We start from the raw sequence: 18,019 nt of genomic DNA on the forward strand, positions 1-18,019 counted from the left end.
ATAATTATTATAAGTTGTTAATTGTCCATGATACATAATACATTGATCCGATATTTCCAGTTCCGAACGCCGTAAAGTATTCATCACCTAAAAGGTTTGTTGCACCTGCTTTAAAAGTTGATTTAAAACTTGGAACCTTAAGGTTAATTTGAGCATCAACTACGTGAAATTCTGGAACAATACCATTACCAAATGTAGCTTCCCAGAAATAGTCATCACTATATCTGTAAGCGATGTTAAATCCGAAATTTTTAAATAATTTGGTGTTACCAAAAGAAGCTTTAAACTTATGTTCAGGAGTATTAAAATTTGTTGTGAAATCTGGAAATTGAACTCTGTCAAAATCTAACTTAGCGTAGGTATAACTTCCACTTAAATCAAAATTCCCTAATACTTTAGTTGATATTCCAATAGAAGCTCCGTAAGAGTTTACATTGGCTTCTGAGTTTGTGTACGTGCTAAAGTTTTGACTATCACCATTTGCTAAAGCTGCAACAGATAATGAGCCATCTCCTACAGTTCCGTATAATGGAGAAACAACAACTTCTTGAGAAATAAAATCTTTATAGCTATTGTAATAGGCACTTAAATCAACAATAACTTTATTGAACTTGCCTCTATAACCAACTTCACCAGAAGTTACTTGCTCTGGTTTTACTAAGTCAGGATTTGATACCTCTAATACAGCAGGGTTCCCAGTAGCTGCTAAAGCTAATGCAGAACTTGCAGTATAAGAATTGTTATATGCCGCTGCTCCTGTTTGTGTTATTGTTGCTGGTTGGCCTAATGATTGACCTGCAGGACTTATATCATGAGTTCTAGACCATCTATCTAAATTATCTGGTGCAGCACCAACTAAAACTGCTCTACCAGCATCTAAACCAATAAATAGATCTTGTGTAGTTGGGTTTCTAAATCCAGTTTGTACCGATGCCCTAATATTGTGATTTCTATTTACAGTTAAACCAGCAGAAATTCTTGGTGATACAAAACCATCAAAAAACTCAGATTTATCATAACGCACAGAACCTGTAAGTTTTAATTCTAAAGACTCGCTTAATTCTAAACTTTTTTGGATTTGTGTATAAATACCAAATTCTGAGTAGTCTATTGCTCCATTTAAATCTGTATAAATAGTTCCAGATGAATTTAAACTATATTTTCTATAAGATCCACCAACTTGAATATCGGCAAAATCGATTAAATGGCTAAAATTGTAATTTGCGTCTGAATGATAATACTTTGAAGCATCTTGAAATTTAGAACCTGTTGTTAAATCTGGATCGTTAATACTTCTATTAAAAGCGGATATAAATCCAGGAGAACCAGGTAAATAACGACCAGTATCTGCTGTAGCTCTACCTGCTGCATGTGCTTGCTCATCTGTTGCTCCACCAAGTGTTGCAGAGATATAGGCTCCTGTATATTCACCAAACCAAGTATTGTCGTCTTTCCAAGCTCTGTTAATATTTACTCCAGTAAATACCATGTCGTATGAATCTCCAGCTTTATCGGCAACTACGTAACCTCTTAAAAAGAAATTATCGTTACGTATTTCTAACTTATGTTGTTGTTGAAAGAAGTTGTCAATATTATATCTGTTAGTTCCTTGGTATATTGTTGAACCAGTACCTACTTTTCCAACGTAAGAAACTTCAAAATCATTTTCCCATGGCCTAAAATATAAACCCCAATCGGCTTTAACACTTTCAGCATTATAATCAGTTAAATCCCCTTCGTTATATCCTGTTCTAGAGACTACAACGTTTGGAACTAAACTTGCAAGTGCTGGATTTGGTAGTTGCGCTAAAAATGCTGGGCTTTCTTTTACCGCCTTAAGGTTAGTAGAGACTTCATCTCCATAAACGTTAACACCATCATAATCTATATTTGTACGACTACCTCCAGTATTTGTTTTATCTACTACACTATTTGCAGCCCAATCAGTTCCTTTTAAATACCCAAAGTTTACCTTAGCAGCAAACTTGTCGCTAAACTTATGAGCAACACGAACACTAAAATCTTTATATTCATTATCACCAGCGGCTTCTTGGGAGGTAATACCTCCTTTAAGTGAAACGCTTATACCTGCGTGATCAAAAGGGTTTTTGCTACGCATAAATAAAATACCATTAAAGGCATTTGCACCATATAATGCTGAAGATGCTCCTGGAAGTAATTCTACACTTAAAACATCGGTTTCAGTCATACCCACTAAATTTCCTATTGGGAAGTTTAAGGCTGGAGTTGAATTATCCATGCCATCTACCAGTTGCATAAAGCGATTATTTGCGAATGTTGCAAAACCTCTGGTGTTAACAGATTTAAAGGTTAAACTATTTGTGTTTACATCTACACCCTTTAGGTTTTCAAGGCCATCATAAAAATCAGCGGACGCCGTGTTTTTAATTTCTTTAAGCCCAAAACGTTCAACAGTTACAGGCGATTCGAAAATACGCTCAGGTGTTCTGGATGCAGAAATTACAACTTCATCTAAGGATGTTCCTTCAGTTAGAACAAAATTGAGGACTTGATTGTTTGTGGTAACTTCAATAGTAGCTGATTCAAAACCAACCATGCTAGCTTGAACAGAAAAAGGAGGGTCTTGACTTACACTTAAGTTAAAACCGCCGTCAAAATCTGTTACAACTCCTGTAGAAGTTCCTGTAACAATAATGTTTGCTCCTGGAAGAGGTTGACCACTATCATCAACAACTGTCCCAGAAATTGTTGTTGTTTGAGAATATGATAATCCACAAAAAAGCAACATTAAAAAAGGAAGAATAGTTTTCATTTATAAGAATTAGTTTAATTTTTCGATTAGCAATATAAATATATATAGCATTACTTCCTCATAAAAACACAAAAAAGTTATGCGTGCATAGTATTTTTTAACAAAAAAGACTACAAATATTGTCTGTTAAGCTAAAAATAAGGTATTTTTTTGTGAAATAACAGAAATATCTCACAAATAATTATAAATCAATAATTTGCTGAGTAATATCTTATTCTACTGTAACAGATTTTGCTAAGTTACGTGGTTGGTCTACATTACAATTACGCATTACAGCAATATGATAAGATAAGAGTTGTAATGGTATTGTTGTTAATAATGGAGAAAAAGCTTCTTCAGAGTCTGGAATTTCAATAATATGATCTGCAATTTCTTTTACTGCAGTATCTCCTTCTGTAACAACAGCAATAATTTTACCTTTACGTGATTTAATTTCCTGAATATTACTAACTACTTTTTCGTAATGTCCTTTACTAGTAGCAATAACAATTACAGGCATTCTATCATCTATCAAGGCGATTGGGCCATGCTTCATTTCTGCAGCTGGGTAACCTTCTGCATGAATATAAGAGATTTCTTTTAGTTTTAAAGCGCCTTCTAAAGCTACCGGGAAATTATAACCTCTACCTAAGTATAAACAATTGGTAGATAGTAAATATTCTTTAGCAATTTGCTTTACATGTTCATCAACTTGTAAAGCCAGCTCTACTTTTTGTGGAATCAATTCTAACTCTTGTAAATACAATCTAAAATCTGAACTCGACATCGTGCCTTTAGCTCTAGCTAAACGAAGCGCAATTAAAGTTAACACTGTTATTTGGGTTGTAAATGCTTTGGTAGAAGCAACACCAATTTCTGGTCCTGCGTGAGTATAAGCTCCAGCATCTGTTTCTCTAGCAATAGATGAACCTACAACATTACAAACGCCAAAAACAAAAGCGCCTTTAGATTTTGCTAATTTAATAGCTGCTAATGTATCAGCAGTTTCACCGGATTGTGAAATAGCAATTACTACATCCTTCTCAGTTATTACAGGGTTTCTGTAACGAAACTCTGATGCGTATTCAACTTCTACAGGAATTCTTGAAAATTCTTCAAAGATATATTCGGCAACTAATCCTGCGTGCCATGAGGTACCGCAAGCTATAATGATAATACGATCGGCATTTAAAAACTTTTTCATATTATCTTCAACTCCTGCCATTTTTATAATAGCTTCGTCTCTTAATAATCTACCTCTATAAGTATCTCTAATTGCTCTAGGTTGCTCATGAATTTCCTTTAGCATAAAATGATCGAATCCTCCTTTTTCTATTTCTTCAAGATTCATTTGAAGTTCTTGAATGTAAGGATCAACCAAAGAGTCATCTTTAATTTTTCGTATTTTTATTTCTTTTCCAAGCCTAATAATTGCCATTTCTTCATCTTCTAAATAAATAGCATTTTTAGTATATTCTATAAAAGGAGAGGCATCACTTGCAATAAAAAATTCATCTTCACCTACACCAACAGCTAAAGGGCTTCCTAATCTAGCAATAACAACTTCACCGGGTTTATTTTTATCAAAAACGGCAATAGCGTAAGCACCAATTACTTGATTTAATGCAATTTGTACGGCCTTTCCAAGTTTTACGTTCTCTTTCTTTTTAACATCTTCAATTAGATTGATTAAAACCTCAGTATCTGTATCTGATTGAAATGTGTAACCTCTAGAAATTAATTCTTTTTTTAGCGAATCGTAATTTTCTATAATGCCATTATGAATGATAGCTAAATCGCCTGAATTTGAAGCATGTGGATGAGAGTTTATGTCATTAGGAACACCATGAGTAGCCCACCTTGTGTGTCCAATTCCTAAACTACCGTTTTTGGTGATTTCTTTTTCTGATCGTTCTTCTAAATCTGAGACCTTTCCTTTGGTCTTTGATATTTTAAGACTATTGCCATCAAAGAGCGCAATGCCTGCACTGTCGTAGCCTCTGTATTCTAAGCGCTTAAGACCTTCTATAATAATTGGGTAAGCTTCTCTATGGCCTATATATCCAACAATTCCACACATAAGTAATTTTATTTAATTAATTTGGGTTTTAATTTGTGTGAAGCAAATATGTAAAAAAAATATCAACAAATGTCAAAATAGTATATAAAGTTGACATTTTTCACGATGAAATTCATTAACACTATATATAGTGAAGTGACTTTTTTAAAATAAAAAACTATAAATTAGGTTCAGTAAAAAATATTTCAAGTCTCATTTTTTTACTCTCATTTGGTCCAGTAACATTTGTACCATATAAAACGGTTCCCCTTGGAGTTAATATAGCAGAAGAGGGAACTTCTTTTTCACTGTTCAAAACTTTAAAACTATTAGTTAAATTTACATTGTTTGATAAGATAAGTCCTAACTTAGTATTAGTAGAGTCTTTAAGTAAAATATTATTTAAGTGTTCTGTTATGCGTAATTTATATTTTGCAGCACCGTTGTCATCTACTATTCGTTGGCCTAGACTAATAATTTTAGAGTTAAAAGGATCTGAAGTGTCTTCAGTAGGATCGAAAGAATAATCTATAGTTGGAATGTTATTGCTTACATCATATGCATAAATTCTATCATATTTATGAAAATCTGAATTTCCTCCATTGGATGCAGTCTGGTCTTCATAAATAACAAGATGCGCTTCGTTTATTAATTTTCTTAATGGATAATCGCCATTTACTTGAGGTAAATAGTTACCGTTTCCATCAAGCTCTCTGTAAGTTTTTTTAAAGCAATCTAAAGCTGTTTCTGGAGTACCATCACAATCTACCATTCCATTAAATAAATCAATTACAGCCATAGAGCCTTCAGCTCCTTTTAGATATAGTTTTTCATCACCCAAAGTTTCATCTCCATCAGCTAAAGCTATACTATAATCATTTATGAATGTGTTTAGTCTATTACCATTTAAGTTTAGTGTATAGGTGTCTTGATCTCTTTCACCATCAATTGATGAGTCTTTTGAATAATAGATTGTAATATTAGCTGTAGATAAGTTGAAAAAAATCATATTACCATTATCGTTAATGGCTTCTGCTTTAAAATACAAACCTCTAAAATAGTCTCTAAAATTATTAGTATTACTTAAAACAGGATCATCTTCTTTGTCAAAAATTGTGGTTTTCCAATAATCTTCGTCTAGCTTTACTCTTAACGCTGGAGTTTGTCTATCAAAAACATCTTCATCTCCTTCAGTAATTTTTAAAACAATAGTTTCACTACTTGGAACATACTGCTCTTGCTCGTAAATTATTTCACCTTTATGGTCATCAAAATTTATAGTAGCATCACTAGTAACAGCAAAGTTATCAGTATTATTAATTGAGCCATCTGCCTTTGAATAATATATTTGAGTATCGTTAAACTCTGAGTTTGGATCAAAATCTCTTAAAAAATAATTATTTCTGTAAACTGTTAATTTTACAGGAGCTCCACCATATAAAGAGTCTTCTATAGTATATACTTCATTACCATCATCGTCAGGAGAATCTGCACTTACTTTATTAAAATAAGGCACTTTTAAAACCACAGAATCTATAACAGGGTTGTCACCAAAGTTAGGGTTAAATACATTTGGAGTTATTTGTGTTATTATACTAGCTGTTGTTTGCCCATATGCAGGATCTTTAAAAACTCCAAATAAATTAGATGACAAACCATTAATTTGTTGAGCACTTAATTTTTTGTTGTATGCTAAAATTTGAAGATTAGAGTTATCAGTGCTAAAGTTAGCATTATCTTTTCCTAAAACGTCACTTTCAATAGTATTAAAATCTTTATCGCAGGCAATAAATAATGCCATAGCGAATAGGACAATACCAGGTAATTTAAGGGCTTTAAATATTTTTTTCATGAGTATATTTGGCAAATGCCCACAAGGGCCTTTCATATCTTAATTTTAAATGAGATTGGGATTAGCTAAAAATTTTAGTATTAAAAAATTCTGTATAAGCTTCACCAAATTCATCTTTACTTTTATAATCTAAAATAGGTTTGTTTGATGCTTTTAAATAGGTTTCTAAAGTTTCAGGAATATTTTCAGACCCAACTATTAATGCATCAGAGTAATCAATAGCAACTTTCATCAAGTTGTTGTATGAAGGTTCTTCAAGCGTTTTAACAGCATCTTCTTCAATATTATCAAACTTAATTTTATTAATCATGTCTTTGTTTAACGTATCATCAAAACTTTGATTGTATACAGAAGTCACAATTTTACTTTCGTTAAATAGTGGCTCATCTTTATAATACGCTTTTAAATACAATGGAAGTAGCGAGGCTAGCCAACCATGAACATGAATAACATCTGGTGACCAGTTTAATTTTTTAACCGTTTCTATAACGCCTTTGGCAAAGAAAATAGCACGTTCATCATTATCAGAAAACAGTTTGCCATTTTCGTCGGTAAGTGTTGCTTTACGCTTAAAATACTCGTCGTTATCAATAAAATAAACCTGAATACGTTCTTTAGGGATAGAAGCGACCTTTATGATTAAAGGCATATCTAAATCGTTAATAACTAGGTTAATACCAGATAGTCTTATAACTTCATGTAATTGATGCCTTCTTTCATTAATATTACCATATCTAGGCATAAAAATTCGTATTTGACCACCTTGTTGATTTACTAATCTAGGTGCTTCAAAAGACATTGACGAAATTTCAGTCTCTGGTAAATAAGGCACTACTTCAGATGATACATACAATACCCTCTTATCTTTCATATGTTTGTTTTTGCTGTCTTTTTATGGCTATATAATTGAATAGCTTTTTGAAAATTCAAAATAAAAAACACGCAAAAGTACAAAAATTTATGCTAATTGATTGTAAAATATTAAGTTTGCAAGCGTTAATTTTTTATTAAATAATGAAGGTTTTTTCACAAAAAATGCAAATTTCTGCTAAAGTTGATGAATTAAAAGCAAAACAGCTTACAGTTGGGCTAGTGCCAACCATGGGAGCATTACACCAAGGGCATATGGCTTTAGTGCGTAAAGCTTTAAATGAGAATGATAAAGTTGTAGTAAGTATTTTTGTTAACCCTACACAGTTTGATAATAAGGATGATCTTATTAAGTATCCAAGAACGCTAGATAATGATGTAGAGTTGTTAAAAACTGTTTCGAAAAACGATATTTTAGTTTATGCACCAACAGTTGAAGATATTTATAAAGGAAATACTGTTTCACAAAAATTTGATTTTGATGGTTTGGAGTTTGAGATGGAAGGCAAATTTAGAAACGGACATTTTGATGGTGTTGGAACTATTGTAAAACGTTTTTTTGAAATAGTAAAACCGCATCGGGCTTATTTTGGAGAGAAAGATTTTCAACAATTAGCAATTATTAAAAAATTAGTTAAAAAACATAACATTCCTGTTAAAGTTATTGGTTGTCCTATTCATAGAGAAACAAGTGGTTTAGCAATGAGTTCGCGTAATACACGACTAAAACCAGAATATAAAAAAGCTGCACCGTTTATTTATAAAACTTTAACAACTGCCAAAGAAAAATTTGGCACAAAAAGTGCTAATAAAGTTTCGGAATGGGTTGAAAAAGAGTTTGCTAAACACGATTTATTAAAATTAGAATATTTTATTATTGCAGACACTAAAACCTTAAAACCAGTAATAAGAAAATCAAACAAAAAAACATATAGAGCGTTTATAGCTGCATATGCAGATGATATTAGATTAATAGATAATATCGCACTAAATTAATTACCTTTGCCTCATGCAAATTCAAGTAGTAAAATCTAAAATTCACAGAGTAAAATGCACAGGTGCAGAACTCAACTATATAGGTAGTATTACCATTGACGAAGATTTAATGGATGCTGCCAACATTATTCAAGGAGAAAAAGTTCAAATTGTAAATAACGACAATGGAGAACGATTGGAGACCTATTGTATTCCAGGACCACGGCTAAGCGGAGAAATAACATTAAATGGAGCTGCTGCAAGAAAAGTATCAGTTGGAGACACTCTTATTTTAATCACTTATGCGTTTATGGATATTGAAGAAGCTAAATTGTTTAAACCATCTTTAGTATTCCCTGACGAAGCCACAAACTTGTTAAAATAAACTTTTGAAGGCCAAAATAAAAAAAGCACTTAAAATAATACTCCCATTAGCATTGGGAGTTTTTTTAGTTTGGTATTCTTTGTCTAAAGTTTCACTAGACGAATTAATGGTTTATGTAAAAAAGGCCGACTATACCTGGATTCTTTTAGGCATGTTTTTGGGGCTGTTAAGCCATTTGTCTAGAGCATATCGATGGCTTTTTCAATTAGAACCCATGGGTTACAAGATTAAATTAGGCAATAGTATTATGGCAGTTTTTGCTACCTACTTAATTAATTATACCATCCCCAGAGCTGGTGAGGTTGCAAGAGCATCTATTATAACTAATTATGAAGGTGTACCCTTCGAGAAAGGTTTTGGTACTATTGTGGCAGAGCGTATTGCAGATATGATAGTAATGTTGGGTATTATTATTATAACACTTTTTCTTCAATTCGATTTTATTTATGGGTTTTTAGTTGAGAAATTCGATCCAACAAAAATTATAATAGCACTAGTTAGCTTAATATTTTTAGTTGTCTTATTTACTAGATATATAAAGAAAAGCCAATCAAAAATAGCAGTAAAAATAAAGACATTTGTTAATGGATTAATAGAAGGAGCGCTTAGTATTTTTAAGATGAAAAAGAAATGGGCATTTGTTTTTCATACGTTATTTATTTGGGGCATGTATTTGCTTATGTTTTACGTTACTTCATTTTCCATAAAAGAGTTAGATGGTATTAATGCAGGAGCAATTTTAATAGGATTTATTTCTGCAAGTTTTAGTATAGCAGCTACCAATGGAGGCATTGGTTCATATCCTTTAGCTATTTATGCTGCATTTTCAATTTTTGGAATTGCTGAAGAACCAAGTATTGCATTTGGCTGGATAATGTGGGCATCACAAACGCTTTTAATTATCCTTTTTGGAGGACTATCTTTAATTTATTTGCCCATTTTTAATAGAAGAAAGACTTTAAAAGAAGACTGATTGCCGCAAAATAATGTTAACTCGATTTTTTTAATAAAAGTATCGAAAACAGCTTTTTTAAACTTTCACTTAATTTCATACCTTGCCGTTATAAATCTCAAATCATTTTTAAAATGAAGAAACCAATCATTTTTTTATTAGTATTATTCTGTATTGTAAATGCTACTGATGCTCAAGTTAAATACGAAACTTTTGAGTCTTCAAAACTAGGGGAAACGCGCGAGCTCAAAATACAATTACCTAGGGGTTATGAAGGAAATCAAGACAAAAAATACCCGTTATTTGTTGTTTTAGATGGCGATTATTTATTTGAAGCTGTCGCAGGAAATGTAGATTATTACTCTTATTGGGAAGATATGCCAGAAGCTATTGTAGTTGGTATTAATCAATTAGACAAGAGGTTTGATGATTGTATGTATGGACAAAACTCGTTACCTACTGAAACGGGAGCCGCTTTTTATGAGTTTATTGGTATGGAGCTTATTCCATATATAGAAAAAACATATAGAACCGAAAATTTTAGAGTTGCTGTTGGCCATGGAGAAACGGCAAATTTTATTAATTACTATTTGTTAAAACAGCAACCATTGTTTCAGGGTTATGTGGTTATTAGTCCCGAATTAGCACCAAATATGTTAGATTACATTCCAGAACAATTAGGAAAATTAGAATCTAAAATATTTTATTATTTAGCAAATACAAAAAATGATTCAAAGTCTATAAAAAGAATGACTGAGGCTTTAAACACTGATATATCTGCTTTAGATACTAAAAATGTTTTCTATAATTTTGATAGCTTTGAAGGGGCCTCTCATTACTCGGTACCAGCACATGCCTTACCAAAAGCAATAGAAAGTATTTTTTATGTATTTCAACCTATTAGTAAAAAGGAATATAAAGAGGTTATTCTTAAATTAGATACATCGCCAGTTGAATACCTTGAAGAAAAATATCAAACTATTAGTGAGTTATTTGGTATTGAAAAACAAATTTTAATTAACGATTTTAAAGCCATTTCGGCAGCTATAGAGAAAACAGAACAGTTCTATTATTTTGAAACTTTAGGAAAAATAGCGCGTAAAGAATATCCAAAAACACTTTTAGGAAATTACTACTTGGCACGCTTTTATGAAGAAACAGGCGAACCTAAAAAAGCAATGCGAACCTATCAATCGGCATATACATTAGATGAAATTGCAGGTATTACAAAAGATTTAATGCTAGAAAAAGCAGATTTAATTAAATCAGATTTTGGGTATTAATGGCAAAAGTTAAAACTACATTTTTTTGTCAGAGTTGTGGCAATCAATATGCAAAATGGCAAGGACAATGTACTGCTTGTAAAGAGTGGAATACTATTGTTGAAGAACTTGTTCAAAAGTCAGAAAAAAGCGATTGGAAGTTGCCAACATCAAAAGTTAAACGCGTTTCTATTCCTTTAAAAATTAACGAAATTGACAATTCTAAAGAAGCTCGATTGGATACTTTTGATGCCGAGTTCAATCGTGTTTTAGGTGGTGGAATTGTTCCAGGCTCTTTAACACTTTTAGGAGGAGAACCTGGAATTGGGAAAAGTACATTACTACTTCAAATTTCATTAGGGCTACCTTATAAAACCTTATATGTTTCTGGAGAAGAAAGTCAGAAACAAATAAAAATGCGGGCAGAACGCATCAATCCAAACAATAATAATTGTTACATTTTAACGGAGACTAAAACTCAAAACATATTCAAACAGGTTGAAGCTTTAGAACCTGATATTGTTATAATTGATTCTATTCAAACCTTACATAGCGATTATATCGAATCGTCTTCTGGAAGTATTTCGCAAATAAAAGAATGCACAACCGAACTTATTAAATTTGCCAAAGAAACAGCAACACCAGTGTTATTGATTGGACACATTACAAAAGATGGAAATATTGCTGGACCAAAAATTTTGGAACATATGGTTGATACCGTTCTTCAATTTGAAGGGGATCGTAATCATATATTTAGAATTTTGCGCGCCAATAAAAACCGATTTGGTTCTACTAACGAATTAGGTATTTACGAAATGCAAGGTTCTGGACTAAGAGAGGTTTCTAATCCTTCCGAAATTTTAATCTCTAAAAAAGATGAAGAATTAAGCGGAAATGCTGTTGCCGCAACTCTTGAAGGCATGCGTCCATTAATGATTGAAGTACAAGCTTTAGTAAGTACAGCCGTTTACGGAACACCGCAGCGTAGTGCTACAGGGTTTAACGCTAAGCGCCTTAACATGCTATTGGCTGTATTAGAAAAGCGCGCTGGGTTCCGATTAGGAGCAAAAGATGTGTTTTTAAATATTACAGGTGGTATTACGGTTGATGATCCTGCAATAGATTTGGCCGTTGTGGCTTCTATTTTATCCTCAAATGAAGACGAAGCTTTGCAAAAAGATTTTTGTTTTGCTGCCGAGGTTGGCTTATCTGGAGAAATTCGTCCTGTACAACGTGTAGAGCAACGCATTTTAGAAGCTGAAAAATTAGGGTTTTCAACTATCTTTGTGTCTAAATACAATAAAATTTCTCTTAAAAATACCGCTATTAAAATTCAATTGATTTCTAAAATTGAGGATTTGGTAAGCCTTATTGTTTAACACTGTTGTTAATTGTCTTTTTTGTGCGGTGTCGCAATCTGTTTCTACTAAATTTTTATCATAAGATTACTATGTCCCTTTGTTCCTCGTAATGACGAGTATAAATTATACTCACAACACCTTTTTTTTTGCCAAAATTCCTTAAATTCGCGAACTTATAAGAATCAATAGTAAATGAGCGCGAAATTTCCTGAATATAAAGGACTTGACTTACCAAATGTAGCTAATGAAATACTACAATATTGGCAAGAAAACAACATCTTCGAAAAAAGTGTTTCTACCCGTGAGGGGGCAACACCGTATGTGTTTTATGAAGGACCGCCATCGGCAAATGGACTTCCTGGAGTACATCACGTTTTAGCACGTGCTATAAAAGACATTTTTCCGCGTTACAAAACCATGAAGGGTTACCAAGTAAAGCGTAAAGCGGGTTGGGATACTCATGGATTACCTATTGAATTGGGTGTTGAAAAAGAATTAGGCATTACAAAAGAAGATATTGGGAAAACGATTTCGGTTGAAGATTATAATGCCGCTTGTCGTAAAGCCGTAATGCGCTATACTGATGTTTGGAATGACCTAACTGAAAAAATGGGCTATTGGGTAGATATGGACGACCCATATATTACTTACGAGCCTAAATACATGGAGTCTGTTTGGTGGTTGTTAAAGCAGATTTATGATAAAAGTTTGCTTTACAAAGGTTATACCATTCAGCCGTATTCGCCAAAAGCAGGTACTGGTTTAAGTTCGCACGAGTTAAATCAACCAGGAACATATCAAGATGTTACCGACACTACAATAGTTGCCCAATTTAAGGCTGTTGAAAATACATTACCAGAATTTCTTAAAAAGTTCGATCATTTACATTTTTTAGCTTGGACAACAACACCTTGGACATTACCAAGTAATACTGCATTGACAGTTGGGTCTAAGATTGATTATGTTGTTGTAGCAACTTATAATCAATATACTTTCGAGCCAATTCATGTAATACTTGCTAAAAACTTGGTTGGAAAACAATTTAATGGAAAATACTATCAAACTGAGGATGTTTCTGAGCTTTCCAGTTTTTCAAAAGAAAACAAAAAAATCCCATTTTTAATTGCAACTGAATGTAAAGGAGCAGATTTGTTGGAAATAAGATATGAGCAATTACTCAAATACGCTTTACCAAACGATAATCCACAAGATGCATTCAGAGTCATTTCTGGAGATTTTGTAACCACTGAAGATGGTACAGGAATAGTACATACTGCACCAACCTTTGGAGCAGATGATGCTTTGGTTGCAAAACAAGCAACACCAGAAGTGCCACCAATGTTGGTAAAAGATGAGAATGATAATTTAGTGCCTTTAGTTGATTTGCAAGGGCGTTTTCGTCCAGAAATGGGTGAATATGGAGGTAAATATGTAAAGAACGAATATTATGCAGATAAAGAAGTACCAGAACGTTCGGTTGATGTAGAACTTGCCATCAAATTAAAAACAGAAAATAAAGCCTTTAAGGTTGAAAAATATAAGCATAGTTACCCAAATTGTTGGAGAACCGATAAGCCAATTCTTTACTACCCGTTAGACTCTTGGTTTATTAAAGTAACTGATGTTAAAGATAGAATGCATCAGCTTAACCAAACCATTAATTGGAAACCTAAAAGTACAGGCGATGGACGATTTGGAAACTGGTTAGCAAATGCCAACGATTGGAATTTGTCGCGGTCACGTTATTGGGGAATTCCATTACCGATATGGAGAACCGAAGATGGAAAAGAAGAAATATGCATTGGGTCTGTTGAAGAGCTTAAAGCTGAAATGCAACGCGCTGTTTCCGAAGGTGTTTTAGGTAAAGATATTTTTGAAGACTTTGAAGTAGGAAACAATTCTGAAGAAAATTATGCTAAAATAGATTTGCATAAAAATATTGTTGATGATATTGTTCTGGTGTCTTCTACAGGTCAAAAAATGTTCCGCGAAAGCGATTTAATAGATGTTTGGTTTGATTCTGGCTCTATGCCTTATGCACAGTGGCATTATCCGTTTGAAAATAACGATTTAATTGATAAAGGAACTACATTTCCTGCCGATTTTATTGCTGAAGGTGTCGACCAAACACGTGGATGGTTTTATACCTTACATGCAATTGGAACGATGGTTTTTGATTCGGTCGCTTACAAAAATGTGGTCTCTAATGGGTTAGTGTTAGATAAAAACGGGCAAAAAATGTCAAAACGTTTAGGTAATGCTGCCGATCCGTTTGAAACTTTAGGGAAATATGGAGCCGATGCAACACGTTGGTACATGATTTCGAATGCAAACCCTTGGGATAACTTAAAGTTTGATTTAGAAGGTATTGAAGAGGTAAAACGTAAATTCTTCGGAACGCTTTACAATACGTATTCGTTTTTTCAGTTGTATACAAACCTCGATAAATTTACTTATACTGAAACGGATATTCCTTTAGAAGACCGCCCAGAAATAGACCGTTGGATACTTTCAGAATTGCACACGCTTATTAAAAAAGTAGATGCTTTTTATGCCGATTATGAGCCAACAAAAGCAGCACGAGCTATTTCAAACTTTACTCAAGATTACGTAAGTAACTGGTTTGTACGTTTAAGTAGAAGACGTTTCTGGAAAGGCGATTATCAGGCAGATAAAATTTCGGCTTATCAAACACTTTATACTTGTATGGAAACCATTGCTAAGTTAGGCGCTCCAATTGCACCTTTCTTTATGGATAAATTATATTTAGATTTAAATTCGGTAACTAAAAAAGAAATTTTTGAAAGTGTACATTTAGCAGATTTTCCTAAGTATAATGTAGCTTATGTAGATAAAAGTTTAGAGCGAAAAATGGAAGCTGCTCAAACAATATCGTCATTAGTATTGTCGTTAAGAGCTAAGGAAAAGATAAAAGTGCGTCAGCCACTTCAAAAAATCATGATTCCTGTAGATAATGCACAGCAAAAAGAAGAAATTTTAGCCGTTTCAGATTTAATAAAACATGAAGTTAACGTTAAAGAAATTGAACTTTTAGAAGATGCTTCTGATATATTAGTGAAGCAAATAAAGCCTAATTTTAAGATGCTCGGACCGCGTTTTGGGAAGGATATGAAAGCCATTGCTAATGTAGTAATTAACTTTACTTCAGAAGATATTAACAAAATGGAACAAAATGGTAGTTTAGATGTTGAAGTTAATGGAAAAAATATTACTTTAGAACGCACAGATGTAGAGATTACATCGCAAGATATTGAAGGTTGGTTAGTTGCAAACGAAGGAGCATTAACAGTAGCTTTAGATGTAACGCTTACCGAGGATTTAAAAAAGGAAGGTATTGCAAGAGAATTGATAAATCGTATACAAAACTTACGAAAGGATTCTGGTTTTGAAGTTACTGATAGAATAGATGTTACGCTTCAAAAAGACACCTACATTGAAAATGCTGTAAACCACAATATTGAATATATTAAAACAGAAACCCTAACTGAAGAATTAGAAATTATTGACCAAGTAGATAATGGTATAGAAATTGCTTTTGATGATGTAAATACCAAATTATTTATTCAAAAACATTAAAGAATATGAGTTTAGATGCCAACGTAAGATATTCAGATAAAGATTTAGCTGAATTTAAAGCGCTAATAGCAGAAAAAATAGAAAAAGCGCAACACGATTTAGAGCTTATTAAAAGTGCGTATATGAATGACCATAATAATGGTACAGAAGATACATCGCCAACTTTTAAGGCTTTTGATGAAGGTAGTGCGGTAATGAGTAAAGAGTCAAATTCGCAATTAGCTATTCGTCAAGAAAAATTTATTCGCGATTTAAAGAATGCTTTAATAAGAATTGAAAACAAGACCTATGGCATTTGTCGTGTAACCAAAAAACTAATTAACAAAGAACGTTTAAAATTAGTACCACACGCAACATTAAGTATTGAAGCTAAAAACATGCAGTAGCCAGCATTATATTATAAATGAAACGTCTCACTTTTATGTCGAGACGTTTTTTGTTTAAAATTTTATGTCACTAAAAAAATCCATTTACCTTATAGTTATAATTTTACTAATCGATCAGATAAGTAAGGTTTATATAAAAACACATTTTGCGCTTCAAGAGAGTATTGAAGTTTTTACATGGTTTAAAATATTTTTTATTGAAAACGATGGCATGGCGTGGGGTACAAAAATTAGTGATTTTGTATCGTTTATAGACGATAGAACAGCTAAAGTGGTTTTAACTTTATTTAGAATTATTGCCATTTTTGGAATTGGGTATTGGTTATACGATGCAGCTAAAAAGCAAAGCCCTAAAGTTTTAATATTAGCCATTGCATTAATTTTTGCTGGAGCTTTAGGTAATATTATCGATTCGGTTTTTTATGGTGTTTTGTTTAATGATAGTCATGGTCAAGTTGCTACATTTTTACCAGAATTAGGAGGTTATGATACCTTACTTCACGGTAAGGTAGTTGATATGCTTTACTTTCCTTTGTGGGAAGGTTATTTGCCAGAATGGATACCTTTTAAAGGAGGCGAATACTTTACCTTTTTTAACCCTGTATTTAACATTGCCGATATGGCAATAAGCACCGGTTTTATTATGCTTATTGTGTTTAATAGAAAGGCTTTTGCGAAGAATAAGATTGAGTCAGATATTTGAAGATAATTCTGTATTTTTGCGTATAAACTACGCATATGAGTAAGCAATCAATTAAACTAACAGTTGACGCCGTTGTATTTGGTTATGAGGAGGGTAATATTTCAGTCCTGCTAATTAAACGAAAATATGAGCCGTTTAAAAATAAATGGGCTATTCCCGGTGGATTCGTTTTAAATGATGAATCTTTAGAGGAAGCAGTTGAAAGAGAACTACAAGAAGAGACAGGTGTTAAGATTAATTATCTTGAACAATTATATACCTTTGGCGAACCCTCTAGAGACCCTAGAGGAAGAGTAGTTTCCATTGCCTATTTTGGATTGGTAAGACCAAATACGTTTAAAATATTCGCGTCAACAGATGCAGCAGAAGTGGCATGGTTTAATATAAACGAACTACCACAACTCTCGTTCGACCACAAAGAAATACTAGAAATAGCAATTAAGAGATTGCAGGGAAAAATCACTTACGAGCCATTAGGCTTCGAATTGCTTGACAAAAAATTTCCTTTTTCAGATTTAGAAAAGTTATACTCTACCCTATTAGGTAGGGGAATTGATAGACGCAATTTTAGAAAGAAAATAATAGGTCTCAATGTACTTGATGAACTCAATGAAAAAGTATCTAAAGGGTCAGGTAGACCAGCCAATTTATTCCAATTTAATCAAAAACGCTACTTCCAACTTAAAAAGGAAGGAATAATTTTTGAAATTTAACTTATTGTCTATCAGGTACATATGATGTTTGTGTAAAATTAACGCAAAATATATTTGGTAGGTTTGATATTCCTGTTTACATTTGTGTTATAATTACGCAAATTAATAATTTAAAACTCAAAGTTATGTTA

Annotated in this window: 13 protein-coding genes; 9 read left to right on the forward strand and 4 right to left on the reverse strand. The window is 32.8% G+C overall.

The genetic code is table 11. The features are described 5' to 3' along the window. Positions 1-7: 7 nt before the first annotated feature. From M3P09_RS01755 to M3P09_RS01770, 4 genes are all read right to left on the reverse strand, one after another. Complete coding sequence (locus tag M3P09_RS01755; RefSeq protein WP_249971797.1) at positions 8-2,794, reverse strand: TonB-dependent receptor; 2,787 nt, start codon at positions 2,792-2,794, stop codon at positions 8-10. 211 nt (positions 2,795-3,005) lie between these two features. Beyond that, positions 3,006-4,853: a glutamine--fructose-6-phosphate transaminase (isomerizing) gene (glmS, locus tag M3P09_RS01760; protein WP_249971798.1), complete on the reverse strand. Its 1,848-nt coding sequence runs from the start codon at positions 4,851-4,853 to the stop codon at positions 3,006-3,008. 157 nt (positions 4,854-5,010) lie between these two features. Next, positions 5,011-6,684, reverse strand: a complete 1,674-nt coding sequence (gene bamH / locus M3P09_RS01765; protein ID WP_249971799.1) for a BamH family beta-barrel-assembly machinery protein — start codon at positions 6,682-6,684, stop codon at positions 5,011-5,013. A 61-nt stretch (positions 6,685-6,745) separates the two neighbouring features. After that, positions 6,746-7,555, reverse strand: coding sequence for a glycogen/starch synthase (locus M3P09_RS01770; protein ID WP_099564925.1), 810 nt, complete (start codon positions 7,553-7,555; stop codon positions 6,746-6,748). 143 nt (positions 7,556-7,698) lie between these two features. Between M3P09_RS01770 and panC the strand changes: the two genes are divergently transcribed. From panC to M3P09_RS01815, 9 genes are all read left to right on the forward strand, one after another. Beyond that, positions 7,699-8,550 (forward strand): pantoate--beta-alanine ligase, encoded by an 852-nt coding sequence (gene panC, locus M3P09_RS01775; protein WP_249971800.1) that lies wholly within the window; start codon positions 7,699-7,701, stop codon positions 8,548-8,550. A 13-nt stretch (positions 8,551-8,563) separates the two neighbouring features. After that, entirely contained in the window at positions 8,564-8,914 is a 351-nt protein-coding gene (gene panD, locus M3P09_RS01780; RefSeq protein ID WP_099564923.1) for an aspartate 1-decarboxylase, read from the forward strand. 4 nt (positions 8,915-8,918) lie between these two features. Next, the gene (locus tag M3P09_RS01785) at positions 8,919-9,887 is read left to right on the forward strand and encodes a lysylphosphatidylglycerol synthase transmembrane domain-containing protein (RefSeq protein WP_249971801.1); all 969 of its coding nucleotides are present in this window, start codon (positions 8,919-8,921) and stop codon (positions 9,885-9,887) included. A gap of 113 nt (positions 9,888-10,000) precedes the next feature. Continuing rightward, positions 10,001-11,149 (forward strand): alpha/beta hydrolase, encoded by a 1,149-nt coding sequence (locus tag M3P09_RS01790; protein WP_249971802.1) that lies wholly within the window; start codon positions 10,001-10,003, stop codon positions 11,147-11,149. Then, positions 11,149-12,507 carry a DNA repair protein RadA gene (gene radA, locus M3P09_RS01795; RefSeq protein ID WP_249971803.1) on the forward strand — a complete coding sequence of 453 codons (1,359 nt, stop codon included), beginning with the start codon at positions 11,149-11,151 and terminating at the stop codon, positions 12,505-12,507. The genes M3P09_RS01790 and radA overlap by 1 nt, the downstream gene beginning before the upstream one ends. Before the next feature lie 174 nt (positions 12,508-12,681). After that, positions 12,682-16,086 carry an isoleucine--tRNA ligase gene (gene ileS / locus M3P09_RS01800; protein ID WP_249971804.1) on the forward strand — a complete coding sequence of 1,135 codons (3,405 nt, stop codon included), beginning with the start codon at positions 12,682-12,684 and terminating at the stop codon, positions 16,084-16,086. Positions 16,087-16,091: 5 nt separating this feature from the next. Then, complete coding sequence (locus M3P09_RS01805) at positions 16,092-16,472, forward strand: TraR/DksA family transcriptional regulator (protein WP_099564918.1); 381 nt, start codon at positions 16,092-16,094, stop codon at positions 16,470-16,472. A 64-nt stretch (positions 16,473-16,536) separates the two neighbouring features. Further along, on the forward strand, positions 16,537-17,175 hold the full coding sequence (locus M3P09_RS01810) for a lipoprotein signal peptidase (RefSeq protein WP_249971805.1): 639 nt from the start codon (positions 16,537-16,539) through the stop codon (positions 17,173-17,175). A 35-nt stretch (positions 17,176-17,210) separates the two neighbouring features. Beyond that, positions 17,211-17,888, forward strand: coding sequence for an NUDIX hydrolase (locus M3P09_RS01815; protein WP_099564916.1), 678 nt, complete (start codon positions 17,211-17,213; stop codon positions 17,886-17,888). Positions 17,889-18,019: the final 131 nt, after the last annotated feature.

Source organism: Jejuia spongiicola (assembly GCF_023502325.1).
GTDB lineage: Bacteria > Bacteroidota > Bacteroidia > Flavobacteriales > Flavobacteriaceae > Wocania_A > Wocania_A spongiicola.

Excerpts from the sequence above, each read along its gene's own strand:
- M3P09_RS01755 (WP_249971797.1), bottom strand. The coding sequence starts at position 2,794 with ATGAAAACTATTCTTCCTTTTTTAATGTTGCTTTTTTGTGGATTATCA.
- glmS (WP_249971798.1), bottom strand. The coding sequence starts at position 4,853 with ATGTGTGGAATTGTTGGATATATAGGCCATAGAGAAGCTTACCCAATT.
- bamH (WP_249971799.1), bottom strand. The coding sequence starts at position 6,684 with ATGAAAAAAATATTTAAAGCCCTTAAATTACCTGGTATTGTCCTATTC.
- M3P09_RS01770 (WP_099564925.1), bottom strand. The coding sequence starts at position 7,555 with ATGAAAGATAAGAGGGTATTGTATGTATCATCTGAAGTAGTGCCTTAT.
- panC (WP_249971800.1), top strand. The coding sequence starts at position 7,699 with ATGAAGGTTTTTTCACAAAAAATGCAAATTTCTGCTAAAGTTGATGAA.
- panD (WP_099564923.1), top strand. The coding sequence starts at position 8,564 with ATGCAAATTCAAGTAGTAAAATCTAAAATTCACAGAGTAAAATGCACA.
- M3P09_RS01790 (WP_249971802.1), top strand. The coding sequence starts at position 10,001 with ATGAAGAAACCAATCATTTTTTTATTAGTATTATTCTGTATTGTAAAT.
- radA (WP_249971803.1), top strand. The coding sequence starts at position 11,149 with ATGGCAAAAGTTAAAACTACATTTTTTTGTCAGAGTTGTGGCAATCAA.
- ileS (WP_249971804.1), top strand. The coding sequence starts at position 12,682 with ATGAGCGCGAAATTTCCTGAATATAAAGGACTTGACTTACCAAATGTA.
- M3P09_RS01805 (WP_099564918.1), top strand. The coding sequence starts at position 16,092 with ATGAGTTTAGATGCCAACGTAAGATATTCAGATAAAGATTTAGCTGAA.
- M3P09_RS01810 (WP_249971805.1), top strand. The coding sequence starts at position 16,537 with ATGTCACTAAAAAAATCCATTTACCTTATAGTTATAATTTTACTAATC.
- M3P09_RS01815 (WP_099564916.1), top strand. The coding sequence starts at position 17,211 with ATGAGTAAGCAATCAATTAAACTAACAGTTGACGCCGTTGTATTTGGT.